29 protein-coding genes are annotated in these 26,239 nt (G+C 55.8%); 15 read left to right on the top strand and 14 right to left on the bottom strand.

The window, feature by feature from the left end; genetic code table 11:
- Positions 1–3 precede the first annotated feature (3 nt).
- Positions 4–420 (top strand): pyrimidine (deoxy)nucleoside triphosphate diphosphatase, encoded by a 417-nt coding sequence (locus NI40_RS09080; protein WP_033145251.1) that lies wholly within the window; start codon positions 4–6, stop codon positions 418–420.
- Here NI40_RS09080 and NI40_RS09075 read toward each other — a convergent pair.
- On the bottom strand, positions 380–658 hold the full coding sequence (locus NI40_RS09075) for a DUF1496 domain-containing protein (RefSeq protein WP_029742006.1): 279 nt from the start codon (positions 656–658) through the stop codon (positions 380–382). The two genes, NI40_RS09080 and NI40_RS09075, sit on opposite strands and share 41 nt — an antisense overlap.
- A 227-nt stretch (positions 659–885) precedes the next feature.
- Between NI40_RS09075 and gdhA the strand changes: the two genes are divergently transcribed.
- Complete coding sequence (gdhA, locus tag NI40_RS09070) at positions 886–2,229, top strand: NADP-specific glutamate dehydrogenase (protein ID WP_039262035.1); 1,344 nt, start codon at positions 886–888, stop codon at positions 2,227–2,229.
- 128 nt (positions 2,230–2,357) lie between these two features.
- On the opposite strand, the gene NI40_RS09065 is transcribed toward gdhA, so the two are convergent.
- The 3 genes from NI40_RS09065 to NI40_RS09055 all read right to left on the bottom strand — a co-directional run bounded on the left by NI40_RS09065 (position 2,358) and on the right by NI40_RS09055 (position 5,986).
- On the bottom strand, positions 2,358–4,271 hold the full coding sequence (locus NI40_RS09065) for a DNA topoisomerase III (RefSeq protein WP_039262034.1): 1,914 nt from the start codon (positions 4,269–4,271) through the stop codon (positions 2,358–2,360).
- 4 nt (positions 4,272–4,275) lie between these two features.
- Positions 4,276–5,319 (bottom strand): selenide, water dikinase SelD, encoded by a 1,044-nt coding sequence (gene selD / locus NI40_RS09060; protein WP_039262032.1) that lies wholly within the window; start codon positions 5,317–5,319, stop codon positions 4,276–4,278.
- Between the two features lie 115 nt (positions 5,320–5,434).
- Positions 5,435–5,986, bottom strand: a complete 552-nt coding sequence (locus NI40_RS09055; RefSeq protein ID WP_039262031.1) for an NAD(P)H nitroreductase — start codon at positions 5,984–5,986, stop codon at positions 5,435–5,437.
- A gap of 167 nt (positions 5,987–6,153) precedes the next feature.
- Between NI40_RS09055 and sppA the strand changes: the two genes are divergently transcribed.
- From sppA to pncA, 3 genes are all read left to right on the top strand, one after another.
- On the top strand, positions 6,154–8,010 hold the full coding sequence (gene sppA / locus NI40_RS09050) for a signal peptide peptidase SppA (protein WP_039262030.1): 1,857 nt from the start codon (positions 6,154–6,156) through the stop codon (positions 8,008–8,010).
- A gap of 63 nt (positions 8,011–8,073) precedes the next feature.
- On the top strand, positions 8,074–9,090 hold the full coding sequence (ansA, locus tag NI40_RS09045; RefSeq protein WP_008500705.1) for an asparaginase: 1,017 nt from the start codon (positions 8,074–8,076) through the stop codon (positions 9,088–9,090).
- 9 nt (positions 9,091–9,099) lie between these two features.
- Positions 9,100–9,741 carry a bifunctional nicotinamidase/pyrazinamidase gene (gene pncA / locus NI40_RS09040; RefSeq protein WP_039262029.1) on the top strand — a complete coding sequence of 214 codons (642 nt, stop codon included), beginning with the start codon at positions 9,100–9,102 and terminating at the stop codon, positions 9,739–9,741.
- 45 nt (positions 9,742–9,786) lie between these two features.
- Here pncA and NI40_RS09035 read toward each other — a convergent pair whose 3' ends face one another.
- Together NI40_RS09035 and msrB are read right to left on the bottom strand one after the other, a co-directional pair.
- Positions 9,787–10,050, bottom strand: a complete 264-nt coding sequence (locus tag NI40_RS09035; RefSeq protein ID WP_249435399.1) for a YeaC family protein — start codon at positions 10,048–10,050, stop codon at positions 9,787–9,789.
- Positions 10,051–10,106: 56 nt separating this feature from the next.
- On the bottom strand, positions 10,107–10,520 hold the full coding sequence (msrB, locus tag NI40_RS09030; protein WP_029739831.1) for a peptide-methionine (R)-S-oxide reductase MsrB: 414 nt from the start codon (positions 10,518–10,520) through the stop codon (positions 10,107–10,109).
- Positions 10,521–10,859: 339 nt separating this feature from the next.
- On the opposite strand from msrB, the gene gapA reads away from it, so the two are divergent.
- Together gapA and NI40_RS09020 are read left to right on the top strand one after the other, a co-directional pair.
- Entirely contained in the window at positions 10,860–11,855 is a 996-nt protein-coding gene (gapA, locus tag NI40_RS09025) for a glyceraldehyde-3-phosphate dehydrogenase (protein ID WP_023311257.1), read from the top strand.
- Positions 11,856–11,929: 74 nt separating this feature from the next.
- Entirely contained in the window at positions 11,930–12,814 is an 885-nt protein-coding gene (locus NI40_RS09020) for a D-hexose-6-phosphate mutarotase (RefSeq protein WP_039262022.1), read from the top strand.
- A gap of 78 nt (positions 12,815–12,892) precedes the next feature.
- Here the strand turns inward: NI40_RS09020 and NI40_RS09015 are convergent, their stop codons facing one another.
- Positions 12,893–13,639: a MipA/OmpV family protein gene (locus tag NI40_RS09015; RefSeq protein WP_032657936.1), complete on the bottom strand. Its 747-nt coding sequence runs from the start codon at positions 13,637–13,639 to the stop codon at positions 12,893–12,895.
- 431 nt (positions 13,640–14,070) lie between these two features.
- Between NI40_RS09015 and yeaG the strand changes: the two genes are divergently transcribed.
- The 3 genes from yeaG (at position 14,071) to NI40_RS09000 (ending at position 17,963) form a co-directional block, all read left to right on the top strand.
- Positions 14,071–16,005: a protein kinase YeaG gene (yeaG, locus tag NI40_RS09010; RefSeq protein WP_008500713.1), complete on the top strand. Its 1,935-nt coding sequence runs from the start codon at positions 14,071–14,073 to the stop codon at positions 16,003–16,005.
- A 75-nt stretch (positions 16,006–16,080) separates the two neighbouring features.
- A complete protein-coding gene (locus NI40_RS09005; protein WP_032651499.1) occupies positions 16,081–17,364 on the top strand; it encodes a YeaH/YhbH family protein in 1,284 nt (427 codons plus the stop codon).
- A 98-nt stretch (positions 17,365–17,462) separates the two neighbouring features.
- Positions 17,463–17,963 carry a YbaK/prolyl-tRNA synthetase associated domain-containing protein gene (locus NI40_RS09000; protein WP_039262019.1) on the top strand — a complete coding sequence of 167 codons (501 nt, stop codon included), beginning with the start codon at positions 17,463–17,465 and terminating at the stop codon, positions 17,961–17,963.
- A gap of 21 nt (positions 17,964–17,984) precedes the next feature.
- Here NI40_RS09000 and yoaI read toward each other — a convergent pair whose 3' ends face one another.
- Positions 17,985–18,089, bottom strand: a complete 105-nt coding sequence (yoaI, locus tag NI40_RS23880) for a small membrane protein YoaI (RefSeq protein ID WP_087822389.1) — start codon at positions 18,087–18,089, stop codon at positions 17,985–17,987.
- Between the two features lie 145 nt (positions 18,090–18,234).
- Here yoaI and NI40_RS08995 point away from each other — a divergent pair, with 145 nt between their 5' ends.
- Positions 18,235–18,681 carry a DUF441 domain-containing protein gene (locus NI40_RS08995; RefSeq protein ID WP_024908579.1) on the top strand — a complete coding sequence of 149 codons (447 nt, stop codon included), beginning with the start codon at positions 18,235–18,237 and terminating at the stop codon, positions 18,679–18,681.
- On the opposite strand, the gene NI40_RS08990 is transcribed toward NI40_RS08995, so the two are convergent.
- Positions 18,665–19,456: an AraC family transcriptional regulator gene (locus NI40_RS08990; protein ID WP_033145241.1), complete on the bottom strand. Its 792-nt coding sequence runs from the start codon at positions 19,454–19,456 to the stop codon at positions 18,665–18,667. The two genes, NI40_RS08995 and NI40_RS08990, sit on opposite strands and share 17 nt — an antisense overlap.
- A 99-nt stretch (positions 19,457–19,555) precedes the next feature.
- On the opposite strand from NI40_RS08990, the gene NI40_RS08985 reads away from it, so the two are divergent.
- Positions 19,556–20,743 carry a CynX/NimT family MFS transporter gene (locus NI40_RS08985; RefSeq protein ID WP_039262016.1) on the top strand — a complete coding sequence of 396 codons (1,188 nt, stop codon included), beginning with the start codon at positions 19,556–19,558 and terminating at the stop codon, positions 20,741–20,743.
- Between the two features lie 32 nt (positions 20,744–20,775).
- Here the strand turns inward: NI40_RS08985 and NI40_RS08980 are convergent, their stop codons facing one another.
- Positions 20,776–21,483 (bottom strand): CTP synthase C-terminal region-related (seleno)protein, encoded by a 708-nt coding sequence (locus NI40_RS08980; protein ID WP_033145239.1) that lies wholly within the window; start codon positions 21,481–21,483, stop codon positions 20,776–20,778.
- Positions 21,484–21,584: 101 nt separating this feature from the next.
- Between NI40_RS08980 and NI40_RS08975 the strand changes: the two genes are divergently transcribed.
- A complete protein-coding gene (locus tag NI40_RS08975; RefSeq protein ID WP_039262014.1) occupies positions 21,585–21,929 on the top strand; it encodes a DUF488 domain-containing protein in 345 nt (114 codons plus the stop codon).
- Here the strand turns inward: NI40_RS08975 and NI40_RS08970 are convergent, their stop codons facing one another.
- Both NI40_RS08970 and NI40_RS08965 read right to left on the bottom strand, forming a co-directional pair.
- Complete coding sequence (locus NI40_RS08970; RefSeq protein WP_039262013.1) at positions 21,930–22,235, bottom strand: periplasmic protein; 306 nt, start codon at positions 22,233–22,235, stop codon at positions 21,930–21,932.
- 80 nt (positions 22,236–22,315) lie between these two features.
- Complete coding sequence (locus NI40_RS08965; RefSeq protein WP_039262011.1) at positions 22,316–22,570, bottom strand: putative hemolysin; 255 nt, start codon at positions 22,568–22,570, stop codon at positions 22,316–22,318.
- Positions 22,571–22,880: 310 nt separating this feature from the next.
- Here NI40_RS08965 and NI40_RS08960 point away from each other — a divergent pair, with 310 nt between their 5' ends.
- Positions 22,881–23,909, top strand: a complete 1,029-nt coding sequence (locus NI40_RS08960) for a sensor domain-containing diguanylate cyclase (RefSeq protein WP_039262187.1) — start codon at positions 22,881–22,883, stop codon at positions 23,907–23,909.
- Between the two features lie 45 nt (positions 23,910–23,954).
- Positions 23,955–24,053 (top strand): YoaK family small membrane protein, encoded by a 99-nt coding sequence (locus tag NI40_RS23875; protein WP_029739841.1) that lies wholly within the window; start codon positions 23,955–23,957, stop codon positions 24,051–24,053.
- Positions 24,054–24,183: 130 nt separating this feature from the next.
- On the opposite strand, the gene NI40_RS08955 is transcribed toward NI40_RS23875, so the two are convergent.
- Both NI40_RS08955 and NI40_RS08950 read right to left on the bottom strand, forming a co-directional pair.
- Positions 24,184–24,432 carry a GlsB/YeaQ/YmgE family stress response membrane protein gene (locus NI40_RS08955; RefSeq protein WP_006174788.1) on the bottom strand — a complete coding sequence of 83 codons (249 nt, stop codon included), beginning with the start codon at positions 24,430–24,432 and terminating at the stop codon, positions 24,184–24,186.
- Between the two features lie 286 nt (positions 24,433–24,718).
- Entirely contained in the window at positions 24,719–26,203 is a 1,485-nt protein-coding gene (locus NI40_RS08950; RefSeq protein ID WP_414453167.1) for a sensor domain-containing diguanylate cyclase, read from the bottom strand.
- Positions 26,204–26,239: the final 36 nt, after the last annotated feature.

Here is a 26,239-nt window from a genome sequence, read left to right as displayed (position 1 = left end):
ACCATGCTGAAAACACTCGATGTCGTTGCCGCCATCATCGAAAAAGACGGCAACATTTTACTGGCGCAGCGCCCTGTCCACGCCGACCAGCCGGGAATGTGGGAATTTGCAGGCGGTAAAGTCGAGGCCGGAGAAACCCAGCCAGAAGCGCTTATCCGCGAGCTGCGTGAAGAGTTGGGCATTGACGCCCTGCCGGGGCAATACGTGGCAAGCCACCAGCGGGAAGTCTCCCAGCGGTTGATTAACCTGCATGCCTGGCACGTTCCTGCTTTTCGCGGCGAGCTCACGGCGCACTACCACAGCGCGCTCGCGTGGTGTACGCCGGAAGAGGCGTTTGGCTACGCCTTAGCCCCCGCGGATATTCCGCTGCTGGAAGCCTTTATTGTTTTACGCGACGCCAGACCAGCGGGTTCGTGCTGATGGCGCGCTCGTCGCGCTGGCACTGCAGCAGAATGCCGTCCGCTTTCACAACGGCCCCTTCCGAGTAGTTCTGATTCTGATAGATACAGCACTGATTACAGGGCTGCACCGTTTGATTCTGGCCGCTGGAGCTAAACACTTCCGGCGGCACATTCACCTCCACGTCCGGGAGAATGGGGTTGGCCTGCACGCCTGCGGTAAAGATCAGACATAACGCGGTGAGTAGATAACGTTTCATAGACACATCTTCCAGTAGTTCCTTGATAATGACTATAACGGTAAACCAGAGCGGAACCTTTAATTTATCTCTTCATCGCTTTTCGTTATGACGCCCGCCCTCTCATTAATTTCCCTTTCGTCATAAATTTCTGCTTGCCTCACAAAGCGGTACGGGTGGTATAGTCAAAAAACAACACAAATCGCATAAGTAATAAACATAAAATACGATAAGAGGTTCTTATATCTATGGATCAGACACGCTCTCTGGAAAGTTTCCTTGCCCATGTTCAGCAGCGCGACCCGCACCAAAGCGAGTTCGCGCAGGCCGTGCGTGAAGTTATGACCACCCTGTGGCCCTTCCTTGAACAAAACCCGCGTTATCGCCAGATGTCTTTGCTTGAACGCCTTGTCGAGCCAGAGCGCGTGATCCAGTTCCGCGTGACGTGGGTTGACGATCGCAACCAGGTACAGGTTAACCGCGCGTGGCGCGTTCAGTTTAACTCGGCCATTGGCCCGTTTAAGGGCGGCATGCGTTTTCATCCGTCCGTGAACCTGTCGATTCTGAAATTCCTCGGCTTCGAGCAGACCTTTAAAAACGCCCTCACCACGCTACCGATGGGCGGCGGGAAAGGCGGCAGCGATTTCGACCCGAAAGGCAAAAGCGAAGGCGAAGTCATGCGCTTCTGCCAGGCGCTGATGACCGAACTCTACCGCCACCTCGGCCCGGATACCGACGTTCCTGCCGGTGATATCGGCGTGGGCGGACGTGAAGTGGGCTTTATGGCCGGGATGATGAAAAAGCTCTCCAACAACAGCGCCTGCGTCTTTACCGGCAAGGGACTGTCGTTTGGCGGCAGCCTGATCCGCCCGGAGGCGACAGGATACGGCCTGGTTTACTTCACCGAGGCGATGCTCAAGCGTCACGGTTTAGGCTTTGAAGGCATGCGCGTCGCGGTGTCCGGCTCCGGTAACGTGGCGCAGTACGCTATTGAGAAAGCGATGCAGCTTGGCGCTCGCGTGGTGACCGCCTCTGACTCCAGCGGCACGGTAGTGGATGAAGCGGGCTTTACGGCAGAGAAGCTGGCGCGCCTGTGTGAAATCAAAGCCAGCCGCGACGGTCGCGTGGCGGATTATGCCCGGGAGCTTGGCCTGACCTACCTGGAAGGGAAACAGCCGTGGGGCGTTCCGGTGGATATCGCCCTGCCGTGCGCAACGCAGAACGAGCTGGATGCGGACGCCGCGCGTACCCTGATTAGCAACGGCGTAAAAGCGGTGGCCGAAGGGGCGAATATGCCGACCACCATCGACGCGACGGACCTGTTCCTGGAAGCGGGCGTGCTGTTTGCGCCGGGCAAGGCCGCTAACGCGGGCGGCGTGGCGACCTCCGGCCTCGAGATGGCGCAAAACGCCGCGCGTCTCGGCTGGAAGGCGGAGAAAGTGGATGCGCGCCTGCACCACATCATGCTGGATATTCACCATGCCTGCGTGGAGTACGGCGGCGAGGCATCGCAAACCAACTACGTGCGCGGGGCGAATATCGCCGGGTTCGTGAAGGTGGCGGATGCGATGATTGGTCAGGGCGTGATTTAAGGTTTATCGCGTGCGGCCGGGAGCCCTCACCCCGGCCCTCTCCCGCAGGGAGAGGGAGAAAACCGGGCGTATCAGGCCGCAGAGCTGCTTTTCGCCGGGTAGCGGCTGCGCCTTACCCGACCTACAGTTTAAGAGGCTGCCGCGCTCTTTTTCTTTTTGAACGGTTTCTTCGCGCCGCCACCGGGCGCAACCATCCCTCTGAACGTTTTCACCGGCGTGCTGCGCGCCTGATCGATCAGCTGATAAAGCGTCCCGACCAGCGGCTGCATAAAGTCCTGATAGCGGCACTGCTTCTCGCTGATCTGCGTCAGCACCGATTCCCAGTGCGCGGTCATGTCCGGCCTCGCGGCCAGCTCCGGCAGAGAATGAATCAGCGCCCGGCCCGGTTCCGTTGAGTGGATGTAGCGTCCCTTTTTCTCCAGGAAGCCACGCTTAAAGAGCAGCTCGATGATCCCCGCTCGCGTCGCTTCCGTCCCCAGACCGTCGGTGGCGCGCAGGATCTTCTTCAGATCTTTATCCTGCACAAACCGGGCGATCCCGGTCATCGCCGACAGCAGCGTCGCATCGGTGAAATGGCGCGGCGGCTGGGTCTGACGTTCAACCACTTCGCCCTTCTCGCACAGCAGTTCGTCATCTTTAGCGATCACCGGCAGCGGCGTGCCGTCGTTCTCTTCGTCGCGCTCTTTGTTACCGAGCAGCGTGCGCCAGCCCGCTTCCGCAAGGAAACGCGCTTTGGCGATAAACTTGCCTTTGGCAATCTCAAGCTCAATCACGCACTTACGGAATACCGCGTCCGGGCAGAACTGCATCAGGTACTGACGGGCGATCAGGTTATAGACCTTCGCTTCGTTCTCGGTCAGGTTGACGTTGCTGGCGCGGGCCGTCGGGATAATCGCGTGGTGGGCATCGACTTTTTTGTCGTCCCAGCAGCGGTTATGGGTGTCCGGATTCACCGCCGGCTGCGGGAGCAGATCCGGCGCGTGCACGCTAATGGCGTTCATCACCGAGTGGCGACCGGCAAAGTGCTCTTCCGGCAGATAGCGGCTGTCCGAACGCGGGTAGGTGATGAGCTTGTGGGTTTCGTAGAGCTTCTGGCAGATGTCCAGCACGTTCTGCGCGCTCAAGCCAAACTTTTTGGCCGCCTCAATCTGAAGTGCAGAAAGCGAGAACGGCAGCGGCGCGGGTTCTGATTCCCGTTTATCGTTATAGCTGGTAACGATAGCCGGCTGGCCGGTAATGCGGTTAACCACGTGATCCGCCAGCGGACGATGGAGCAGTCGCCCCTCTTCATCCTGATACGATTCACAGGCATCGCTCGGCTGCCAGACGGCGGTAAAGCGCTCGTCCTTAGGCGTGACGATATGCGCTTTCACCTCAAAGAAATCTTTGGCGACGAAGTTCTCAATCTCTTCGTCACGACGCACGACCAGCCCCAGCACCGGCGTCTGCACGCGCCCCACGGAGAGCACGCCCTGATAGCCCGCGTTGCGCCCAAGAATTGTGTAGGCGCGGGTCATGTTGATGCCGTACAGCCAGTCGGCGCGGGCGCGGGCTAAAGCCGAGACGCACAGCGGAATAAACTCGCTGTTGGCGCGCAGGCGAGAGATCGCCCGCTCGACGGCCTGCGGGTTGAGGTCGTTTATCAGGCAGCGCTGCACCTGCTGGCGCTTTTCCGGTGCCAGCTCAAGATAGTCCAGCACCTCATCCACCAGCAGCTGCCCTTCCCTGTCCGGGTCACCCGCGTGCACGATTTCAGCCGCTTCATGCAGGAAACGCTTGATCACGTTGAGCTGTTTGGTGACCGAAGGCCGGGGCTGCAGGCGCCATTTTTCCGGCACGATGGGCAGATCGTTTAAATTCCAGCGGGCGTAGCGGCTGTCGTAGACATCCGGCTGCGCCTGCTCAAGCAGGTGACCAATACACCAGGTGACCACCTGCCCGTTACCGCATTCGATAAAGCCGTCGCCTTTGCGATGCGGTTTAGGCAGCACATCGGCAATGGCACGGGCCAGGCTCGGCTTTTCGGCAATAAACAACCGCATCGAATTAACGGATCTCAATCATCGGTCGGCCACCGCGCGCGGTCACCAGCTCGCCGATCGCCGTCAGGGTGATGCCGAACTCGGCGGCAGTGGCCTGAACCTCGGCTTCGGATTCCGGCGTGACCGCCAGCAGCAGGCCGCCGGAGGTTTGCGGATCGCACAGCAGGCTGCGCCACTCCTCAGGCATTTCGCCCATCAGGTGACCGTAGCTGGCGAAGTTGCGCTGGGTACCGCCCGGGACCGCGCCCTGAGCAATATACTCCTCCACGCCCGGCAGCTTCGGCACGTCCTGATACCAGACCTGCGCCTGCACGCCCGCGCCCTGACACACTTCAGAGAGGTGCCCCAGCAGGCCAAAACCGGTGACGTCGGTCATCGCCTTCACGCCGTCGATATTGGCAAACGCCGCACCGGCGAGGTTCATCTGGCACATGACTTCCGTTGCCAGGCCTTTGTGCTCCGGTTTCAGCAGGGATTTTTTCTCGGCGGTGGTCAGCACGCCAATGCCCAGCGGCTTGGTGAGGAACAGTTTGCAGCCCGCCTGCGCGGTGCTGTTGCGCTTCACGCGTTCGGTCGGCACTACGCCGGTAACGGCCAGGCCAAAGATAGGCTCCGGCGCATCAATAGAGTGACCGCCGGCCAGGGCAATCCCCGCCTGCTGGCAGGCAAAGCGTCCGCCATCAATCACCTCGCGTGCCACTTCCGGCGGGATGGTGTTGATCGGCCAGCCCAGAATGGCAATCGCCATGATCGGCTTACCGCCCATCGCGAAGATATCGCTGATGGCGTTGGTGGCCGCAATTCGCCCGAAGTCGAACGGGTTGTCGACAATCGGCATAAAGAAGTCGGTAGTACTGATAATGCTGGTGCCGTTACCTAAGTCATAAACTGCAGCATCGTCACGCGTTTCATTGCCGACAAGCAGGTTCGGGTCGACAAACTTCGCCTGTTCACTGTGCAGGATGGTCTCCAGCACTTTCGGGGAAATTTTACAACCGCAACCGGCTCCGTGGCTGTACTGCGTTAAACGAATGGTTTGCTCGCTCATGGACGTCTCCTGTCATCTCAATCGCGCTATGGTAGCGCTCATTCCATAAAGAGGTAAGTATGACTGTCTGAATTCTGCGGCAGATGCTCAGAATCCAGACAGTTTAGGTGCGTTATCAGAAATGGCTGACGAAAGGCGTGGTGTCCGGAATGCTGATGGTGCTGGAGGCTTTAAGCTGCGGGGTGCCGAGATAGAGGAAACCGACAATTTTGTCATGCTCACCGCAGTCAAAACCGTCACGGACCGCCGGGCTTTCGGTCAGCGCACCGGTACGCCAGATACCGTTAAAGCCCTGCGCGACAGCGGCCATTTGCATCGCCATCACCGCGCAGCCTGCGGACATTTCCTGCTCCCAGACCGGCACCTTATGGTCAGCCTGGCATTTCGCCACGACGGCGATAATCATCGGGGCGCGGAACGGGGCATTGCGCGCCTTGTCGATACCTTTCTCATCCTGACCGGCGGCAACCGCGCCCTGCTCCAGCAGCTGGCTGAAACGATCGCGGCCTTCGCCTTCTATCACAAAGAAGTGCCACGGCTGCAGCGTGCCGTGATCGGGGGCACGCATGCCGGCACGCAGAATGTTCTCCAGCTGCTCGCCTGCCGGGGCAGGTTCGGCCAGACGGGAAGCGCTACGGCGGTTAACAAGCAGTTCGAGTGCGTCCATTGGTTAACTCCTTTCTTGAAATTTACTCACAAAATTAACACGACGGCAGATTTTGTTACAGCCTGGCAGGCGATTCCTGCTGACAAGTGGCGGTTGGGTCATTACGATAACCCAACATTACCGTCCAGTGGCGACGGAAACAGTCATTTTCTGGTTAGGGAGAATACATGCGAACCCTTTGGCGAATCATTGCCGGTTTCTTTAAATGGACGTGGCGACTGCTCAACTTCGTCCGCAACCTGGTGATGAACATCTTCTTCATCCTGCTGGTTCTGGTTTGCGCGGGCATCTGGATGCATATCAGCAACGCGAATCAGGCGCAGCATTCGACTCGCGGGGCCCTGTTACTCGATATCACCGGCGTTATCGTTGATAAACCGTCCGCCAGCAACCGTCTGGGGGCAATCAGCCGCCAGCTGTTTGGCGCGACATCAGACCGTCTGCAGGAAAATTCCCTGTTCGATATCGTCGACACCATCCGCCAGGCCAAAGACGACCGTAACATCACCGGGATCGTGCTGGATCTGAAAGATTTCGCCGGAGGCGATCAGCCTTCAATGCAGTACATCGGTAAAGCGCTGCGCGAATTCCGCGACAGCGGCAAGCCGGTGATTGCCGTGGGCGACAGCTACAGCCAGGGGCAATATTATCTGGCGAGCTTCGCCAATAAAATCTGGCTCTCCCCGCAGGGGACGGTGGATCTGCACGGTTTTGCCACCAACGGCCTGTACTACAAATCCCTGCTCGACAAGCTGAAGGTTACCACCCACGTCTTCCGCGTCGGCACGTATAAATCAGCCGTCGAGCCGTTTATCCGCGACGACATGTCTCCTGCCGCCCGTGAAGCGGACAGCCGCTGGATTGGCGAGCTGTGGCAGAACTATCTCGGCACCGTTGCTGCTAACCGCCAGATTACGCCTGAGCAGGCGTTCCCCGGCGCGCAGGGCGTGCTGGATGGCCTGCGTAAGGTTGACGGTGATACCGCGAAATATGCGCTGGATAACAAACTGGTGGATGCCCTGGGCACCAGCGCCGAGATTGAAAAATCCCTGAGCAAGCAGTTTGGCTGGAGCAAAGAGGACAAAAATTACAGCGCCATCAGCATGTATGATTACTCGGCGAAAAAGCCGGATGACAGCGGTGACAGCGTCGCGGTGGTGTTTGCCAACGGCGCCATCATGGACGGCCAGGAGACGCCGGGGAACGTGGGCGGCGATACTACCGCGTCACAAATCCGCGATGCTCGCCTGGATCCAAAAGTGAAAGCAATTGTCCTGCGGGTGAACAGCCCTGGCGGCAGCGTCAGCGCCTCCGAGGTGATCCGCGCTGAACTGGCCGCGGCGCGTGCCGCCGGCAAGCCGGTCGTCGTATCCATGGGCGGAATGGCCGCCTCCGGGGGTTACTGGATCTCAACCCCAGCCAACTACATCGTGGCCAACCCAAGCACGCTGACCGGTTCGATTGGCATCTTCGGGGTGATCAACACCGTGGAGAACAGCCTGGATTCTCTGGGCGTGCATACCGATGGCGTGGCCACCTCTCCGCTGGCGGATGTGTCGGTGACCAAATCCCTGCCGCCGGAAGTCTCTGAGATGATGCAGCTCAGCATTGAGAACGGCTATAAGCGCTTTATCACCCTGGTGGCGGACTCGCGTAAAAAGACGCCAGAGCAGATCGACCAGATTGCGCAAGGCCACGTCTGGACCGGCCAGGATGCGAAGAGCAACGGTCTGGTGGACAGTCTGGGCGACTTCGATGACGCGGTGAAGAAAGCCGCCGAGCTGGCGAAGCTCAAGCAGTGGCATATCGAGTATTACCAGGACGAGCCGTCGTTCTTCGATATGGTCATGGACAGCATGTCCGGCTCGGTACGCGCCATGCTGCCGGAGGCGATGCAGGCTTACCTGCCTGCGCCGGTCGCCACGGCGGCGAAAGCGATGAAGGCGGAAAGCGATAAGCTCGCGGCCTTTAACGATCCACAGAGTCGTTACGCGTTTTGCCTGACCTGCGCTAACGTCCGTTAAAAACCGTCCCCTCTTCCCGCGAAGAGGGGATTTTTTTCTTTTGAAGAACAAGAACTCACTACCATGCAGAAGAAATCGATTTATGTAGCCTACACTGGCGGTACCATCGGTATGCAGCGCTCTGAAAACGGCTATATCCCTGTCTCCGGCCACCTTCAGCGTCAGCTTGCGCTGATGCCAGAATTCCACCGTCCGGAGATGCCTGACTTCACCATCCACGAATACGAGCCGCTGATGGACTCCTCCGACATGACGCCGGAAGACTGGCAGCATATCGCGGATGACATTAAAGCCCATTACGACCAGTACGACGGCTTCGTGATCCTGCACGGCACCGACACCATGGCGTTTACCGCCTCGGCGCTCTCCTTCATGCTGGAGAACCTGAGCAAGCCGGTTATCGTCACCGGGTCGCAAATCCCCCTGGCGGAGCTGCGCTCGGACGGGCAGATCAACCTGCTTAACTCCCTGTATGTGGCGGCGAATTACCCGATTAACGAAGTGTCGCTGTTCTTCAATAACCGTCTGTATCGCGGCAACCGTACCACCAAAGCCCATGCCGACGGTTTTGACGCCTTCGCCTCCCCTAACCTACAGCCGCTGCTGGAGGCCGGGATTCATATCCGTCGTCTGGGCACGCCGCCTGCACCGAACACCGCCGGCGAGCTGATCGTGCATCCGATCACTCCGCAACCGATTGGCGTGGTCACTATCTACCCGGGTATCTCCGCCGACGTGGTGCGTAACTTCCTGCGCCAGCCGGTGAAAGCGCTGATTCTGCGCTCCTATGGCGTCGGCAACGCACCGCAGAACGGCGAATTCCTGAAAGAGCTTCAGGAAGCCAGCGAGCGCGGAATTGTGGTCGTGAACCTGACCCAGTGTATGTCCGGAAAGGTCAACATGGGCGGCTATGCCACCGGCAACGCGCTGGCGCACGCCGGAGTTATCAGCGGGTTCGATATGACCGTTGAGGCAACGCTGACTAAACTTCACTATTTACTGAGTCAGGATCTGGACATTCAGTCTATTCGCAGCGCGATGATGCAAAACCTGCGCGGCGAGCTGACCCCGGACGAATAAGGAGTGCTCATGAAGCAACGCGCCCTGCTACTGGTCGATTTGCAAAATGATTTCTGCGCGGGCGGTGCGCTGGCCGTCGCCGAAGGTGACAGTACCGTTGACGTGGCAAACACGCTGATTGACTGGTGCAAAGCCCGCGGTGAAGCGGTTGTCGCAAGCCAGGACTGGCATCCGGCGAACCACGGCAGCTTTGCCAGCCAGCACGACGTCGAGCCTTTCACTCAGGGGGAACTCGACGGGCTGGCGCAAACCTTCTGGCCGGATCACTGCGTACAGCAGACGGAAGGCGCGGAGCTGCATCCGCTCCTGAACCAGAAAGCCATCGACGCGGTGTTCCATAAAGGTGAAAACCCGGCTATCGACAGCTATAGCGCGTTTTTTGATAACGGGCATCGCCAGAAAACGGCGCTGGACGCGTGGTTACGCCACCATGAAATCACGGAGCTGATCGTGCTGGGCCTGGCGACGGATTACTGCGTGAAGTTTACCGTGCTGGACGCGCTCCAGTTGGGGTATACCGTCAACGTCATCACCGACGGCTGCCGCGGGGTGAACATTCACCCGCAGGACAGCGCTCAGGCGTTTATGGATATGGCTGCGGAAGGCGCAACGCTGTATACGCTCGAAGACTGGCTGGAAACGCAGGCGTAGTCTTTTACGCCCTCTCCCTGTGGGAGAGGGTATCAACCTGCACCGTTATTGCATTTTCATCGTCGCAATCGGCTTCGGCGTGATGCCAAAGTCTTCTTTCAGCTCGCGCTTGCTCTTCATGACCATCTGGCCTTTGATGTCGATCGTCATGTGCTGCGCGTCGGTGTTATTGCGCGCCTGCCACAGCATCACCAGCTGAAGACTGTTCTCTTTTTGCTCCGGCGTCAGCGCAACGCCGTCGGGCCATTTTCCCAGTTCTACGGCGGTCACCAGACGCTGATAAATCTCCGGCGTCATGCCGCTAATCATGTCATCAATATTCACTCTCGCGCCCTTTCAAAGGAATAATTTGCTGAATCGTTTTTTCAACCCTTCACCTGGTCGCCGTTTTCGTCGTCAGTGAAGCTCATTGAGGCCGAATTTACGCAGAAACGCTCGCCCGTAGGCTGGGGGCCATCCGGGAAGACGTGCCCAAGGTGCGCATCGCAGTTGCCGCAGCGAATTTCCGTACGCACCATGCCGTGCGACGAGTCGGTCAGGTAGCGGATGGCCTCATCGCTCACCGGCTCGTAGAAACTCGGCCAGCCGCAGCCAGAATCAAATTTCGTTTGTGAATTGAACAGGGGCGCATCACAGACCAGGCAGTGGTAGACGCCGTCTCGCTTATTGTGCAGTAAACGCCCGGTGAACGGCGGTTCCGTTCCGTGATTCTGCGTCACGTAAAACTGCATTTCTGTGAGGTTTTTTTTCAAATCGTCAGGGTTACGTTGGTTCGACATATGCTTACATCTCGCTGTAGAAACAGACATCTTTAACCCGGATTCTAACAAAACATTAACACCCTTGCGTGCACTTTTGATCTAAACTTATGTGTCGCGAATAAGCGGTCAGGCAATTGTGATCACGTTCACATTTTTATCCTGCGAGGACTTTAAAATCCCGGCTCAGCCCCCATATGGGTGCAAGCTCAAAGGGAAAGTGAGGCGAGTCAGTCGCACAAACGTTAGTCACAGGATTGATTTGTCGCAATGATTGACACGATTCCGCTTGACGCTGCGTAAGGTTTTTGTAATTTTACAGGCAACCTTTTATTCACTAACAAATAGCTGGTGGAATATATGACTATCAAAGTAGGTATCAACGGTTTTGGCCGTATCGGCCGTATTGTTTTCCGTGCTGCTCAGAAACGTTCTGACATCGAAATCGTTGGTATCAACGATCTCCTGGACGCTGAATACATGGCGTACATGCTGAAGTACGACTCAACTCACGGTCGTTTCGACGGCACCGTTGAAGTGAAAGACGGCCACCTGGTTGTTAATGGCAAAACCATCCGCGTTACTGCTGAAAAAGACCCAGCTAACCTGAAATGGAACGAAATCGGTGTTGACGTTGTTGCTGAAGCAACCGGCATCTTCCTGACCGACGAAACTGCGCGTAAACACATCACCGCTGGTGCGAAGAAAGTTGTTCTGACTGGTCCTTCCAAAGACAACACCCCAATGTTCGTTCGTGGTGCAAACTTCGAAACTTACGCTGGCCAGGATATCGTGTCTAACGCATCCTGCACCACCAACTGCCTGGCACCACTGGCTAAAGTTATTAACGACAACTTCGGCATCATCGAAGGTCTGATGACTACCGTTCACGCGACTACCGCTACTCAGAAAACCGTTGATGGCCCGTCTCACAAAGACTGGCGCGGCGGTCGTGGCGCGGCTCAGAACATCATCCCATCCTCTACCGGTGCTGCTAAAGCTGTAGGTAAAGTACTGCCAGAACTGAATGGCAAACTGACTGGTATGGCGTTCCGCGTTCCAACTCCTAACGTATCCGTTGTTGACCTGACCGTTCGTCTGGAAAAAGCTGCTTCTTATGAAGAAATTAAGAAAGCAATCAAAGCTGCTTCCGAAGGCGCAATGAAAGGCGTTCTGGGCTATACCGAAGACGACGTTGTATCTACCGATTTCAACGGCGAAATCTGCACTTCAGTATTCGATGCTAAAGCAGGTATCGCACTGAACGACAACTTCGTGAAACTGGTTTCCTGGTACGACAACGAAACCGGCTACTCTAACAAAGTACTGGACCTGATCGCTCACATCTCCAAATAAGTTGAGATGAGTGTTTGATCCAAAAAGGCGACTTCGGTCGCCTTTTTTATTGTTTTTAGACAGAGGATTGCTTAATGACTCATAAAATTTTTGCACTTCCGGTAGTCGAACAACTTACCCCTGTGCTCTCCCGCCGTCAGATTGACGGTGCTGATATCATCGTCGTTGACCACCCACGCGTTAAAGCCTCCGTAGCGCTCAACGGCGCCCACCTGCTCTCCTGGAAACCGGAAGGCGAAGCAGAAGGCTTATGGCTGAGCGATGCGACCTCCTTCAAAAAAGGGGCCGCAATCCGCGGTGGCGTACCGATCTGCTGGCCGTGGTTCGGCCCGTCCGCACAGCCGGGTTTGCCGTCTCACGGTTTTGCCCGCAACCAGCAATGGACGCTGAAAGCGCATAACGAAGATGACAACGGCGCAGTGCTGACCTTTGAGCTGCAGGCTAATGATGAAACCCGCGCCCTCTGGCCGCACGATTTCACCCTGTATGCCCGCTTCAAGCTGGGTAAAACCTGTGAAATCGAACTGGAAGCTCACGGCGAGTTCGAAACCACCTCTGCCCTGCACACCTATTTCAACGTGGGTGATATCAGCGCCGTGAAGGTGAGCGGCCTGGGCGATACCTATATCGACAAAGTGGATAACGCGAAAGAAGGCAAACTGAGCGACGGCGTTCAGGCATTCCCTGACCGTACCGACCGCGTTTACCTGCACCCGGAAGCGTGCAGCGTGATCCACGACGGCGCCCTGAACCGCGGCATTGAAGTGGTCCATCATCATCACAGCGACGTGGTGGGCTGGAACCCGGGCCCTGCGCTGTCCGTCAGCATGGCCGATATGACGGATGAAGGCTACAAAACGTTTGTCTGCGTGGAAACCGCTTGCGTGAGCAACCCGCAAAAAGCGAGTGAGGAAAAACCGTCCCGTTTAGGGCAGACGATTCGCATTGTTAAGCGATAAATTCACTGCACCACGCTAAAGCAAACGGGGCGCAAGCGCCCCGTTTTGATGCAAAGATTGCACTGAATTAATGCGCAATCAGAACTTGTAGCTCACACCCACAGAGAAGATGCCTGCCCAGGACTTATCGACCATCGGGCTATCCTTCACTTCGTCGCTCAGACGCTCATAGCGGCCGGTACCGTACACGCTCCAGTCGCCAAGGAAGTTGTAGCTCGCGGTCAGCTCCAGGTAAGGATCCCAGCCGTCATCTGCACTGTAGCTTTTCAGACCACTGCGGCGGGACTCGTTTTTAGAGACGCCGTAGTAGTAATCGTTGTAGTTCTCGCTGTTGTACTGCACACCGATACCCGGCGTCAGGGTGAGCCCACCGTTGGTGTAGCGGTACAACCACGCCAGATCCCAGATAAAGCCGTTGCTGTTATCCAGCGTGTCACCCGCCAGGGCCGTACGCAGGAAGCCATACTCGGTGTTATGTACATACGAGAGCCCGGCCATCATGGTGCTTTTACGCTTGTCGAGCTGGCGAAGCGCATGGCTGTCGCTGTCACCCGGCTTGAAGTGCGTTGGGTCGTAGTAGGCCATGATGGAGAGCTTATCGGCCTTATCGTTCCAGAGATAGTAGCCGCCGCCGAGCCCGCGGAACCAGACGTTGTCGCCTTCATAGGTGATAACGGGAACAGGATAAACATCACGGTCATACTGTTTATACGGGCTGTTAATGACGCCAACACCCGCGCCAACCGTCCACTGACTTTCCGCCTGCGCGGTGTTCACTGCGGTCGCGGCAAGGATGCCTAATGCCAGAAGTTTGAGTTTGGTCACAATCCATTCTTTCCTGTAGTCAAATAATCAGCGGATGAAGTGTAACCGCCATTCCCGTACATCCCAAAATTTTTTGCCTGCTAATCAGTCTGATTAACCCGTTATTTTTAACTTTTCAGATGACAACACGCTTTCATTTATATGACCACTGAATGAAAAACGTGCATTTGTCTTATAACGACAGTGGAAATTTTTGGATGAGTTATTGATATGTCATTGAAAGTAGATTTTCTGGGCATGCAAGTTTTGCAAATGCCATCTACGCTTTAATTTAAGAAGAGTTTTCCTGAACACCCTGCGGTTCTTAGCGTCTGACCTGGCACACAGGTTGCTGCTCTGGCAGTAAGGTGCGAGAGATTCTCTTCCGGGAGCCTCCACTACTCATACGAACGGCTCTTATCCTGTGCTAAAAAACGAAAGGACGGCATGCCATGAATATATTCGATCACTATCGCCAGCGCTATGAAGCTGCCAAGGACGAAGAGTTCACACTGCAGGAGTTTCTTACCATCTGTCGGCAAGATCGCAGTGCCTATGCCAATGCGGCAGAACGGCTATTGATGGCTATTGGTGAGCCAAACATGGTTGACACTGCCCTGGAGCCTCGGCTTTCCCGTCTCTTTTCGAATCGGGTGGTCGCCCGATACCCGGCGTTTGAAGAGTTCTATGGTATGGAAGATGCCATCGAACAGATTGTCTCCTATCTGAAGCATGCCGCCCAGGGTCTGGAAGAGAAGAAACAGATCCTCTATTTACTCGGCCCGGTGGGGGGCGGTAAATCCTCGCTGGCTGAACGCCTGAAGTCGCTGATGCAGCGCGTTCCTATTTATGTGCTGAGCGCCAACGGTGAACGCAGCCCGGTGAACGACCATCCGCTGTGCCTGTTCAATCCGCAGGAAGACGCGCAGATTCTGGATAAAGAGTATGGCATCCCGCGTCGCTACCTCGGCACCATCATGTCGCCGTGGGCGGCAAAACGCCTGCACGAGTTTGGTGGCGACATCACCAAATTCCGCGTGGTGAAGGTCTGGCCGTCTATCCTTGAGCAGATCGCCATCGCCAAAACAGAACCCGGTGATGAGAACAACCAGGATATCTCGGCGCTGGTGGGTAAAGTCGATATCCGTAAGCTGGAAAACTTCGCGCAAAACGATCCGGATGCCTACGGTTACTCAGGCGCGCTGTGCCGTGCGAACCAGGGGATTATGGAATTCGTCGAGATGTTTAAAGCACCGATTAAAGTGCTGCATCCTCTGCTGACGGCTACCCAGGAAGGCAACTACAACGGGACGGAAGGTATCTCCGCCCTGCCGTTTAACGGGATTATCCTCGCCCACTCGAACGAATCTGAATGGGTGACCTTCCGTAATAACAAAAACAATGAGGCCTTCCTTGACCGCGTGTACATCGTCAAGGTGCCTTATTGCCTGCGGATCTCCGAAGAGATCAAAATTTACGAGAAACTGCTTAACCACAGCGAGCTGGTGCATGCCCCCTGCGCGCCCGGCACGCTGGAAACGCTGTCGCGCTTCTCCATCCTTTCGCGTCTGAAAGAGCCGGAAAACTCCAGCATCTATTCGAAAATGCGCGTCTATGACGGTGAAAGCCTGAAAGATACCGACCCGAAAGCGAAGTCGTATCAGGAATACCGCGACTATGCCGGGGTTGATGAGGGGATGAACGGTCTGTCCACGCGCTTCGCGTTTAAGATCCTCTCCCGCGTCTTTAACTTCGACCATGCGGAAGTGGCGGCCAACCCGGTTCATCTGTTCTACGTGCTGGAGCAGCAAATCGAACGCGAGCAGTTCCCGCAGGAGCAGGCTGAACGCTACCTTGAGTTCCTCAAAGGTTACCTGATCCCGAAATACGCCGAGTTCATTGGCAAAGAGATCCAGACGGCCTACCTGGAATCCTATTCAGAATACGGGCAGAACATTTTCGACCGTTATGTCACCTATGCTGACTTCTGGATCCAGGATCAGGAGTACCGCGACCCGGATACCGGCCAGCTGTTTGACCGTGAATCCCTGAACGCGGAGCTGGAAAAAATCGAGAAGCCTGCCGGGATCAGCAACCCGAAAGACTTCCGTAACGAGATTGTCAACTTTGTCCTGCGCGCCAGAGCGCATAACAACGGGCGCAATCCGAACTGGACCAGCTACGAGAAGCTGCGCACGGTCATTGAGAAGAAAATGTTCTCCAATACCGAAGAGCTGCTGCCGGTGATCTCGTTTAACGCCAAAACCTCAACCGATGAGCAGAAAAAACACGACGACTTTGTCGACCGTATGATGGAAAAAGGCTACACCCGCAAGCAGGTCCGCCTGCTCTGTGAATGGTATCTGCGCGTGCGTAAATCGTCTTAAAAACAAGTGCCCGGTGGCGGTTAGCGCTGACCGGGCCTACAAAATGCAAGTTGGCAAATGCAGTACGGGGGGTATATGACCTGGTTTATTGACCGGCGTCTTAACGGCAAAAACAAGAGCACGGTGAACCGCCAGCGCTTCTTGCGTCGTTATAAAGCGCAAATTAAACAGTCTATCTCCGAGGCCATCAACAAACGCTCGGTGACCGACGTCGACAGCGGCGAGTCTGTCTCCATCCCCACCGATGACATCAGCGAACCGATGTTTCATCAGGGGCGAGGCGGCCTGCGCCATCGCGTACACCCAGGTAATGACCACTTCGTTCAGAACGACAGAATTGAGCGTCCTCAGGGCGGCGGCGGTGGTTCAGGAAGCGGTCAGGGACAGGCCAGCCAGGACGGTGAAGGTCAGGACGAATTTGTCTTCCAGATTTCGAAAGACGAATATCTCGACCTGCTGTTTGAAGACCTGGCGCTGCCGAATCTGAAAAAGAATCAGCATCGTCAGCTTAATGAATACAAAACCCATCGCGCGGGCTATACCGCCAACGGCGTGCCCGCCAATATCAGCGTCGTGCGTTCGTTGCAGAATTCGCTGGCGCGACGAACGGCCATGACGGCGGGCAAACGGCGCGAACTGCGCGAGCTGGAGAGCAGCCTGAAGGTCGTGGAAAACACGGAACCGGCGCAACTGCTGGAAGAGGAGCGTCTGCGTAAAGAGATTGCGGAACTAAGAGCGAAGATCGAACGGGTACCGTTTATAGACACCTTCGACCTGCGCTACAAGAATTACGAAAAACGCCCTGAGCCCTCCAGCCAGGCGGTAATGTTCTGTCTGATGGACGTTTCCGGCTCGATGGACCAGGCCACGAAGGATATGGCGAAGCGTTTTTATATTCTGCTCTACCTGTTCCTGAGCAGAACCTATAAGAACGTGGAGGTGGTTTATATTCGTCACCACACTCAGGCGAAAGAGGTGGATGAACATGAGTTCTTCTACTCGCAGGAGACCGGCGGGACCATCGTATCAAGCGCCCTGAAGCTGATGGATGAAGTGGTGAAAGAGCGTTACGACCCGGCGCAGTGGAACATTTATGCCGCGCAGGCGTCCGATGGCGACAACTGGGCCGATGACTCACCGCTGTGTCACGAGATTCTGGCGAAGAAAATTCTGCCGGTGGTGCGTTACTACAGCTATATCGAAATTACCCGTCGCGCGCACCAGACCCTGTGGCGGGAGTATGAACATCTGCAAGCAATGTTCGATAATTTTGCCATGCAGCATATCCGTGACCAGGATGATATTTATCCGGTGTTCAGGGAGCTGTTCCACAAGCAATCTGCTACCAGCAACGCATAATCCAACAGCCAGCGAACCCGCTGGCTGTTTTCTTTCGACCTCGTTCATCCCGTGCTAATGTAGAACCCTGCAAAATGGATTATCACCGGGAAATCGTTATGACTGACGACGTTATTGGGGCAGGAACCCACCAGCAGCTGATTACCTTACTCACCGAACAGGGCGCGCGGTTTCGCGTTATGGAGCATGCGGCGGTCGGGAAATGTGAAGCGGTAAGTGAAATTCGCGGGACCGATCTGCGGCAAGGCGCCAAAGCCCTGGTCTGCAAGGTGAAGGGAAACGGCGTAAAAAAACACGTTCTGGCGATCCTCGCCGCCGATCTGCAGGCCGACCTGAGCCAGCTTGCCAGCCATTTTGGCGGGCTGAAGGCCTCCCTCGCCAGCCCGGCTGAGGTCGATACCCTGACCGCCTGCGTTTTCGGCGCTATCCCGCCCTTTAGCTTCCATCCTGATTTGGCGCTGGTTGCCGACCCGCTGCTGTTCGAGCGCTTTGACGAAATCGCCTTTAACGCCGGTTTACTGGAGAAATCCGTGATTATGGATACCCAGGATTACCTGCGCATCGCCCGTCCTGAGCTGGTGACCTTCCACAAAGCGTAACCGCGATGGCTGACGCCCCTGTCAGCCTTTTCTTTCCAGAAACAGCACGGAGGCGACGAGAATAATGGCAATAGCGAAAAACGATGAGGAGATAATCAGCGTTTCAACAAACATGTGATCGTTCATGATGGCGACCCCTTTTGCGATATCTGCCTTCGTTTTAATCCGCGTAAATGACAAGGTTATGACAGCAATATAATCTTTTTAAAACTGTCCTCCGACGCGTTTGCGCGTACAGTAAGCAAGTTGATTATTTTGGCAAGGATTCCCTATGTTTGACCCTACTCTGCTCATTCTTCTGGCACTCGCCGCGCTCGGCTTTGTCAGCCATAACACCACCGTCGCCATCTCGATTCTGGTGCTGATTATTGTTCGCGTGACCCCGTTAAATACCTTCTTCCCGTGGATAGAAAAACAAGGCCTCACCATCGGGATCATCATTTTAACCATCGGAGTAATGGCGCCCATCGCCAGCGGCACGCTTCCCGCTTCAACCCTGCTGCACTCGTTTGTAAACTGGAAATCGCTGGTGGCGATCGCGGTGGGGATTTTTGTTTCGTGGCTGGGCGGGCGCGGCGTTACGCTGATGAGCAGCCAGCCCTCGCTGGTGGCGGGTCTGCTGGTGGGCACCGTGCTGGGCGTGGCGCTCTTTCGCGGCGTTCCGGTGGGGCCGCTGATTGCGGCAGGCCTTGTCTCTCTGTTTATTGGGAAGTCGTAGTCAGGCTGGCCATATAACGCGCCGGCGTCTGGCCCAGTCCCTTTCTGAACATGGTGATAAACGCGGTGGTAGAGTCATAGCCGAGTGTCTGTGCCACCTGCTGTACCGATTTCCCACCGATCAAATGCTGTAACGCCACGATCAGCTGCAGCTGGTGACGCCAGCGGCGAAAGCTTAAACCGGTCTCTTTCACCACCAGCCGCGCCAGGTTGCGTTCGCTCATGGCAAAGTGGCTCGCCCACTGCGTCAGCGTCTGCCAGGCGGCGGGCTCTTCCGCCATTTTCTCGCTCATCAGCCGAATTTTAGGATGGGGCGAGACGGGCAGCTGCAGATGCTCCTGACGCTGGAGCGGCAGCTCGTCAAACAGAACGTCTACCAGGCGCGACGTGGCCGCAAGAGAGAGTTGTTCACGCGATTTTTCCGCCAGGGATAAAATCAGCTCCCGCACCAGAGGGGAGATTTTCAGGGTGCAGCAGCGGTCGGGCAAGCTTGCCGCCCCCGGCTCAATGAACAAAAAGCAGAGCTGCGCGCCCGGGGTGGCCCTGTTGCTGTGCGGCATCTGGCCGGGGATCCAGACGGCGTACTGGGGCGGAACCATCAGCATGGCATTTTCCACTTCGCAGGTGATCGCGCCGCCGAGGGCCAGAATCAGCTGCCCCTTACGGTGATGATGCCGGGGAATATACTGTTCCTCCGCCACCACGCGGATGCGAAATGCGACGGCCGCATCGTGCTGGCTATCGGGATCATAGCCGTCCAGTCCCAGACCAATCATCAGTTTGTCCGATTTTAGCGATAAACTGTCATTTTAGCCTGATTTAAACCGCCGGGAAAATCGGTATTGTGTGCGCTCGCTTGAACGTATGAGAACATAATGACTACTGCTATTCGCACCTCAGGAAAACACGGCGCGCTGTTGATTGCAGGCATCCTGATGATTGCCACTACGCTTCGCGTCACCTTTACCGGCGCAGCCCCGCTGCTCGACACTATTCGTCTTGATTATGGCTTAAGCACGGCGCAAACCGGTCTGCTGACCACCCTGCCCCTGCTGGCTTTCGCCCTTGTCTCACCGCTTGCCGCAGGCGTTGCCCGACGTATTGGCATGGAGCGCAGCCTGTTTGTCGCCCTGCTGCTGATTTGCGCCGGAATTGCACTTCGCTCGCTGCCTTCCGCCGCGCTGCTTTTCATCGGAACCGCGGTCATCGGCTGCGGAATTGCGCTCGGGAACGTGCTGTTACCCGGATTAATTAAGCGTGACTTCCCGGGCCAGGTAGCCCGACTCACCGGGGCCTATTCCCTGACGATGGGCGTCTCGGCGGCGTTTGGCTCAGCGATGATTGTTCCCCTGGCGCAGGGTAGCGCAGGCTGGCATGGCGCGCTGCTGATGCTAATGGCGTTTCCGCTGGTCGCGCTGCTGCTCTGGCTGCCGCAGTGGCGCCTGAAACACGTTGCGACGGTAACGGGCGCTGGCGCTCTGCATAACCGCGCCATCTGGCGCTCGGCCCTCGCCTGGCAGGTCACGCTCTTTTTGGGGATTAACTCGCTGATTTACTACGTCATCATCGGCTGGCTGCCGGCGATATTGCTCAGCCACGGCTACAGCGAAGCGCAGGCCGGCTCGGTGCACGGACTGTTGCAGCTGGCCACGGCCGTGCCGGGGCTTGCCGTTCCGCTGATCCTCCACCGTCTGAAAGACCAGCGGGGGATCGCCGGCGCGGTGGCGCTGATGTGCGCGGTAAGCGCGGCGGGGCTATGGTTTATGCCTGACATGGCGGTGATGTGGACGCTGGTGTTTGGCTTTGGCTCTGGAGCAACGATGATCCTCGGCCTGACGTTCATCGGTCTGCGCGCCAGCTCCGCGCACCAGGCTGCGGCTCTGTCCGGCATGGCGCAGTCGATTGGCTATCTGCTCGCCGCCTGCGGCCCTCCGCTGATGGGGAAAATTCACGATAGCGCGGGAGACTGGCAAATCCCGCTTCTGGGCTGCGCTCTGGCCGCCGTGATAATGGCACTCTGCGGCGTGCTTGCCGGGCGAGACCGCGAGATCTCGCCCCGTTAAAGACTGTGGCAGACCATCGGGTCTGCCTTTTCCTACCCGCGAGCCGCGCGCAGCATCGCCTGCACCAGCACGACCGGACGGCCTTCCAGCGCGGCACGCTCATGCTGGAATAAGGTGATCACGAAGAACGGGTGCGTGACCAGTTCTGCGGCGCGAATTTCCCCCTGTTCGTCCCAGCCCGTAACATGCATGTCACCGCTTTCCAGCGCCTGTGCAAACGCCGGCGACACGCCATAGTTACAGTGATAGCCCTCTTCAATTTCCGGCTTGCCGTACGCTTTCGCGATCAGCGTATTTTTGCGCAGCTCAATGGCATCGGTTTTTTCCACCAGCGAGCAGGTCAGCGGCGCAATCACCATGGTGCCTTCGGTATCCGTCTCGGCATGTGCCGCATCGGCCCAGCCCAACACATTACGAGCATACTCAATCAGCGCGTGCTGGAATCCGCCGCAGGTGCCAAGGAACGGTACGCCGTTTTCACGCGCGTAGCGCGCGGCGATAAAGGCGGCCTCAGTGTTTTTATAGGGGCTGGCAGGCACCAGCCAGATGGCATCGTAGCCCACCAGATCTTCAGGGCTCGTCAGCTCCGTGGTGGCAAGCCAGTCGTAATCGGCGGTGAGGTCAAGGACTGCGGCGGCGTCGTCAATCGCCAGCGGGATCGCCTGATGCGCAATAACACTGGGATTGTAATCGCCAACCAGCGCAATGCGCAGCGTCGTTTTAACCGGGAGGTGTTCCATGAAAGGTTCCTTATGCCAGAGTATTATCAGATAACATAAGGAACCTCAGACTACCGATCTTCTGCAATTATCACAATACCTTAAATTGGGAGGGTGGAATTATGATTCAATGCAAACGCGTATACGAGCAGGCTGGCCCGGACGACGGCTATCGGGTGCTGGTGGACAAACTGTGGCCGCGCGGGGTTAAAAAGACGGACCTCGCGTATGATGAATGGTGTAAAACGCTCACGCCCTCGAATGAATTACGCAAGGCCTTTCATAGCGAAACCATTGATTTCGCCGCCTTCAGCAAAGCCTATCGGGAAGAGCTGGCGCAGCATGCTGACGAGGGAATGCGTCTGGCGACGCTGGCGAACAGGCAGACCGTCACCCTGCTCTTTGCTGCCAAAGACACGAAGCAAAATCACGCCCTGGTATTAGCCGACTGGCTGCGCCATCTCTGATCAGCCGATCGCCAGCTCATCGAGGATTTGCGGCGCTTCATCGGGAGTGAGCGGCATCAGATGTTCGGCGCGGACAAAGGCAAAGCCGTGCTGATTGTCAAAGGCGTAAACATCGCCAGTCACCAGCCAAAGGGCGCGATCGGCGGTAGCGGGTAATTGCGTCATCACGCCGTTGACCGGGTTAACGAAACGCAGGCCGGGCTGACACAGGCCAAACAGCTCAACAGATTTACCAATATTGCGACGGCCTGACGCCGTGCGGGCACCGATGATCATCGCCATGCTGCCCGGTTTAAGCTGAAACATACTTCTCTCACGGTAACGGTAGCCAGGAACTGGCTAAGAATAATCCTAAAGAGAAGTGTATCGCAGGCAATATACGTCTGTCACCTGGCGGGTTGCGGACGATCGCGACGGTAGAGCGTCCATTCATCAATCACTTCGCCCCCCGGTAGTTTGCACTCCGTGCGTACGCCCTGCGGGCTTTGAACCGGGATCTGTTCCCCGCCTTTCTCCAGGCAGTACACGGAGGCCGGGTTCGCCATACCGATAGCGTGCGGTGGTTTCGGGGCATCGGGTGGGGTTGTTTTCGCGGTGCAGGCAGCCAGGGGAAGCGCCAGCGCCAGAAGCAGAAATCTCATCTCATTGATCCTTGTGACATCATGACAATCTAAGGTTAACGGGTCATCGCCCCTTTCTCCATGATTTCTCCATTTTAACTGCACTTTTCAACACTATAGTGTGGCATGTTCTCGATATGACCAGAGAACATCATTCCGTAATCAAGATGTCTTTGCCCCGGTCTCAACAACGGGGCCTTTTTTTCTCTGCTGCTGCCCTCTCCCTGCATATATTAAATTTTTTATATTCATGTTTTACTATGCCTGAAGTCTAAAAATTCAGCATAACATGCAGATGCAGACGTCTTCTGCCTGGGAGTCATTCTACGTCATGTCGGATATTATCCTTGCCCGTGTTTCAGAAACCCTCGCCACTGAACAATCCCTTGAAGGTCTCGTTCGCCAGCTGCTGGAGATGCTGGAGATTGTGACTGACATGGAGTCGACTTACCTCACCAAGGTAGATATCGAAGCCCGACTGCAGCATATCCTCTACGCCCGCAACAGCAAGCAGATGACAATTCCTGAGGGGCTGAGCGTCCCATGGGATGAAACACTGTGCAAGCGCGCGCTGGATAGCGACACCGTATTCAGCAACGACGTTCCCGAACGCTGGCCGGAGTGCGAGGCGGCGAAAGCGCTCGGCATTACGACCTACATGAGTATTCCTGTCCATCTTGCGGATGGTTCACTCTACGGAACGCTTTGTGCCACCAGCACGGCCAGAAAGCCGCTTAGCGAGCGCGGTGAACAGGTTCTGAAGTTATTCGCCGGGCTGATTGCCCAGTCCATTCAGAAAGAGTCGCTGGTAACCCAGCTTCGCGAAGCCAATGCGGCCCTCATCGCGCACTCTTACACGGATGCCCTTACCGGTTTACCCAACCGTCGCGCCATTTTTGAAGATCTGACCACGCTGTTTTCCCTGGCGCGGCACCTTAAGCGTAACACCGTCATCGCGTTCATCGATCTGGATGATTTCAAGCTGATTAACGATCGCTACGGCCACGAGGCTGGCGACCAGTTCCTGATTGAAGTGGGCAAGCGTCTGACGGAAGAAAAACAGCAGGACGATATCATTGGCCGGCTGGGCGGCGATGAGTTTCTGGTGGCGTCGTTGAGCACATCCCACAGCGAAGGAGATAACGCGCAGGTCACGCTGCTCAAAACGCGTCTCAGCGCCTCTATTGCCGGTGAATACTGGCTGGGTAGCGTCAACCTCATTTACCCCGGAGCCAGCGTTGGCGTTATCGAAGTGGACCCTCAGATAACCGATCCGGACAGCGCATTACGCGACGCAGATGTCGCGATGTATCAGGATAAGAAAGGAAAAAGCAAAACACGCTTTCTCACTATGGATTAACCCCGTACACTCTACGGCGTTACAAAAACCGAAACAGGTGATGATATGAGAATAGGGATCCTCTTCCCGGTCGTTATTTTTATAACGGCGGTGATTTTTTTAGCATGGTTTTTTGTCGGTGGTTACGCGGCGCCTGGGGCATAAATGAGAAAAACGACCCTCGTTATGCTGATCGTTGCCATCGCGGCATTTGCCGGCACGCAGCTTGGCTGGTGGTAAACGCCACTACGTAAAAAGGCCGCCATCTGGCAGCCTTTTTTCACGCTTGTAAGCCTTAGCTTTTGATTTTTCTGTAGATAAACAGAACAACCAGCGCACCAATCACCGCGACGGCGAAACTGCCGAAGTTAAAGCCATCGACTTTGCCAAAACCGAACAGCGTACTGATCCAGCCGCCGACTACCGCGCCGATAATACCCAGTATTACGGTGACGATAAACCCACCGCCATCTTTGCCCGGCATGATCCACTTCGCCAGAATACCCGCAATAAGCCCAAAGATAATCCAGGATAAAATTCCCATAACTTTCCTCTCTGTATGGTTTTTGTCATTAAATCAACGACACAAAAAAGAATAGCACAGGATTTCAGAAAGGAAATTTGTGATAGGCATCACAATGAGAGAGTGCGCAATTATTCATCAACAAAAAGGTCCAGCCGCATAAACTGTGGGGTTGCATCTTTTGTTGAGAAAGATTATCTTTCTCAACACTGAATAGTTGAGCGTAACACTCAGGTATTCAGTACGACATTGCTCACATTGCTTCCAGTATTTCTTGCCCACTCCTGAGTGGGCTTTTTTTTTCTGTTCATACCCCAACAAACGCGTACCGGTTACGTCCTGCGCGCTTTGCCTGATAGAGCGCCTGGTCAGCGGCAATAATGATATTCTGCTGGCTGCCCGCGATGTCGACCGCACGCGCGGTGGAAATCCCGACGCTTACCGTCACCCGTCCGAAGGGGCTAAAATCATGCGCGATTTGCAGGGAGAACACGTTGCGAATAATCGTCTGCGCCAGTCGAAGCGCCTCCTGAATATCCGTATCAGGCAATATCAGCGCAAACTCCTCTCCACCGTAGCGCGCTACAATCTGATTATCACGGGTAAGGCTCTCCCTGAGACTGTTTCCCAACAGCGTCAGACACCGGTCTCCTTCCGGATGGCCGTAGTTATCGTTGTATTTTTTGAAGTAGTCCACGTCCACAATCAGTATCGAAATTGCTGCGTCATGCGCGGCACACGTCGCGATTTCCGAGAGGATTCTTTCATCAAAAATGCGACGGTTGTACAGCCCGGTCAACGCATCCTCGGAAGCGATAATCTTCAGCGCCTTATTATCTCTGGTTTTTCTGGATAAGTCGGAATACAGGAAGTATGACGCGACGATAAGTATCGCAGTGAAAACGAAAATGAGCAGCGCCAGCTGAATAGCCTGCTTGCGCCACGGAGCGAGGGCTTCATCAATGCTGACGGCCACGGTGGTCACCAGCCCGTAGCGTCGGTTTTTCTCATAGGCGTAAATGCGTTCGATTTTATCAAACCGCGAAACGGAACTGGCTATCCCGGTATTTTGTACCTTTAGGTATTTCCTGAAGAGGGGTGAATCAGAAAAAATCGTGCCGACGTAGGTATTTTTAAAGGGGTGACGGACCAGCAGCACGCCGGATTGCGTCGTTAAGCCAATGACGCCCAGGTGACCAATATTAATCTGCCCGTAAAGCGCGAGAAAATTCTCGATACCCAGCGTCACCACCACGACACCGTTAAATGCCCCGGTGTGGGTTTCAAGGCGACGACTAATGGTAATGACCCATTTACCATTGGTTCTGCTTACCACGGGCTCACCAATAAAAATCTGCTGATTTTTATTTTCCTTGTGATAGATAAAGAATGACCTGTCCGATCCTTTGCGTGGGCCTGTAAAAGTTTCGTGCAGCGCGGTAAAGATATCGCCCTGAGCGTCGTAAACAACCACATTATTAATCTGGGTAAGAAGATTATCCTGATTATTTATCATCCGCTGAATATTGGTCGCCTGTTGCGGCGTCATGCCATAAATTTCGATTATGTCGGAAACGGTAGTAATTAACATTTCGCTTTGCCGCATGATCCCCTCGGTGTAGACATCAAGGGTATGGCTCAGGTTAGCAACGCTGGTATTAATTTGCTTAATTGACTGCTGTCTGGACGTGGCAATTTGGACGGCAAGCGACAGCGAGATGATCAATGAGACAATGATGACGGTAATGGTTGTTGTGTAAAAAGTATTTTTCACATGCACGAGCTTTTCCACCTTATCACGCCTGACATCCCTGGCTGACAACTCTTG

Source organism: Enterobacter sp. E20 (assembly GCF_000801755.2).
Taxonomy (GTDB): domain Bacteria; phylum Pseudomonadota; class Gammaproteobacteria; order Enterobacterales; family Enterobacteriaceae; genus Enterobacter; species Enterobacter asburiae_B.
The sequence above is the reverse complement of the archived record's forward strand: the minus strand, read 5'-3'. Positions and strand labels throughout refer to the sequence as shown.

Coding starts and splice junctions, on each gene's coding strand:
- gapA (WP_023311257.1), top strand. CDS start 10,860: ATGACTATCAAAGTAGGTATCAACGGTTTTGGCCGTATCGGCCGTATT.
- NI40_RS09080 (WP_033145251.1), top strand. CDS start 4: ATGCTGAAAACACTCGATGTCGTTGCCGCCATCATCGAAAAAGACGGC.
- NI40_RS08995 (WP_024908579.1), top strand. CDS start 18,235: ATGTTTGACCCTACTCTGCTCATTCTTCTGGCACTCGCCGCGCTCGGC.
- yoaI (WP_087822389.1), bottom strand. CDS start 18,089: ATGAACGATCACATGTTTGTTGAAACGCTGATTATCTCCTCATCGTTT.
- ansA (WP_008500705.1), top strand. CDS start 8,074: ATGCAGAAGAAATCGATTTATGTAGCCTACACTGGCGGTACCATCGGT.
- NI40_RS08955 (WP_006174788.1), bottom strand. CDS start 24,432: ATGGGAATTTTATCCTGGATTATCTTTGGGCTTATTGCGGGTATTCTG.
- NI40_RS08985 (WP_039262016.1), top strand. CDS start 19,556: ATGACTACTGCTATTCGCACCTCAGGAAAACACGGCGCGCTGTTGATT.
- NI40_RS08970 (WP_039262013.1), bottom strand. CDS start 22,235: ATGTTTCAGCTTAAACCGGGCAGCATGGCGATGATCATCGGTGCCCGC.
- NI40_RS23875 (WP_029739841.1), top strand. CDS start 23,955: ATGAGAATAGGGATCCTCTTCCCGGTCGTTATTTTTATAACGGCGGTG.
- NI40_RS09075 (WP_029742006.1), bottom strand. CDS start 658: ATGAAACGTTATCTACTCACCGCGTTATGTCTGATCTTTACCGCAGGC.
- NI40_RS09000 (WP_039262019.1), top strand. CDS start 17,463: ATGACTGACGACGTTATTGGGGCAGGAACCCACCAGCAGCTGATTACC.
- NI40_RS08960 (WP_039262187.1), top strand. CDS start 22,881: ATGTCGGATATTATCCTTGCCCGTGTTTCAGAAACCCTCGCCACTGAA.
- sppA (WP_039262030.1), top strand. CDS start 6,154: ATGCGAACCCTTTGGCGAATCATTGCCGGTTTCTTTAAATGGACGTGG.
- msrB (WP_029739831.1), bottom strand. CDS start 10,520: ATGTCGAACCAACGTAACCCTGACGATTTGAAAAAAAACCTCACAGAA.
- pncA (WP_039262029.1), top strand. CDS start 9,100: ATGAAGCAACGCGCCCTGCTACTGGTCGATTTGCAAAATGATTTCTGC.
- NI40_RS09005 (WP_032651499.1), top strand. CDS start 16,081: ATGACCTGGTTTATTGACCGGCGTCTTAACGGCAAAAACAAGAGCACG.
- NI40_RS08990 (WP_033145241.1), bottom strand. CDS start 19,456: ATGATTGGTCTGGGACTGGACGGCTATGATCCCGATAGCCAGCACGAT.
- NI40_RS08965 (WP_039262011.1), bottom strand. CDS start 22,570: ATGAGATTTCTGCTTCTGGCGCTGGCGCTTCCCCTGGCTGCCTGCACC.
- selD (WP_039262032.1), bottom strand. CDS start 5,319: ATGAGCGAGCAAACCATTCGTTTAACGCAGTACAGCCACGGAGCCGGT.
- gdhA (WP_039262035.1), top strand. CDS start 886: ATGGATCAGACACGCTCTCTGGAAAGTTTCCTTGCCCATGTTCAGCAG.
- NI40_RS08980 (WP_033145239.1), bottom strand. CDS start 21,483: ATGGAACACCTCCCGGTTAAAACGACGCTGCGCATTGCGCTGGTTGGC.
- yeaG (WP_008500713.1), top strand. CDS start 14,071: ATGAATATATTCGATCACTATCGCCAGCGCTATGAAGCTGCCAAGGAC.
- NI40_RS08975 (WP_039262014.1), top strand. CDS start 21,585: ATGATTCAATGCAAACGCGTATACGAGCAGGCTGGCCCGGACGACGGC.
- NI40_RS09065 (WP_039262034.1), bottom strand. CDS start 4,271: ATGCGGTTGTTTATTGCCGAAAAGCCGAGCCTGGCCCGTGCCATTGCC.
- NI40_RS09055 (WP_039262031.1), bottom strand. CDS start 5,986: ATGGACGCACTCGAACTGCTTGTTAACCGCCGTAGCGCTTCCCGTCTG.
- NI40_RS09020 (WP_039262022.1), top strand. CDS start 11,930: ATGACTCATAAAATTTTTGCACTTCCGGTAGTCGAACAACTTACCCCT.
- NI40_RS09035 (WP_249435399.1), bottom strand. CDS start 10,050: ATGATTAGCGGCATGACGCCGGAGATTTATCAGCGTCTGGTGACCGCC.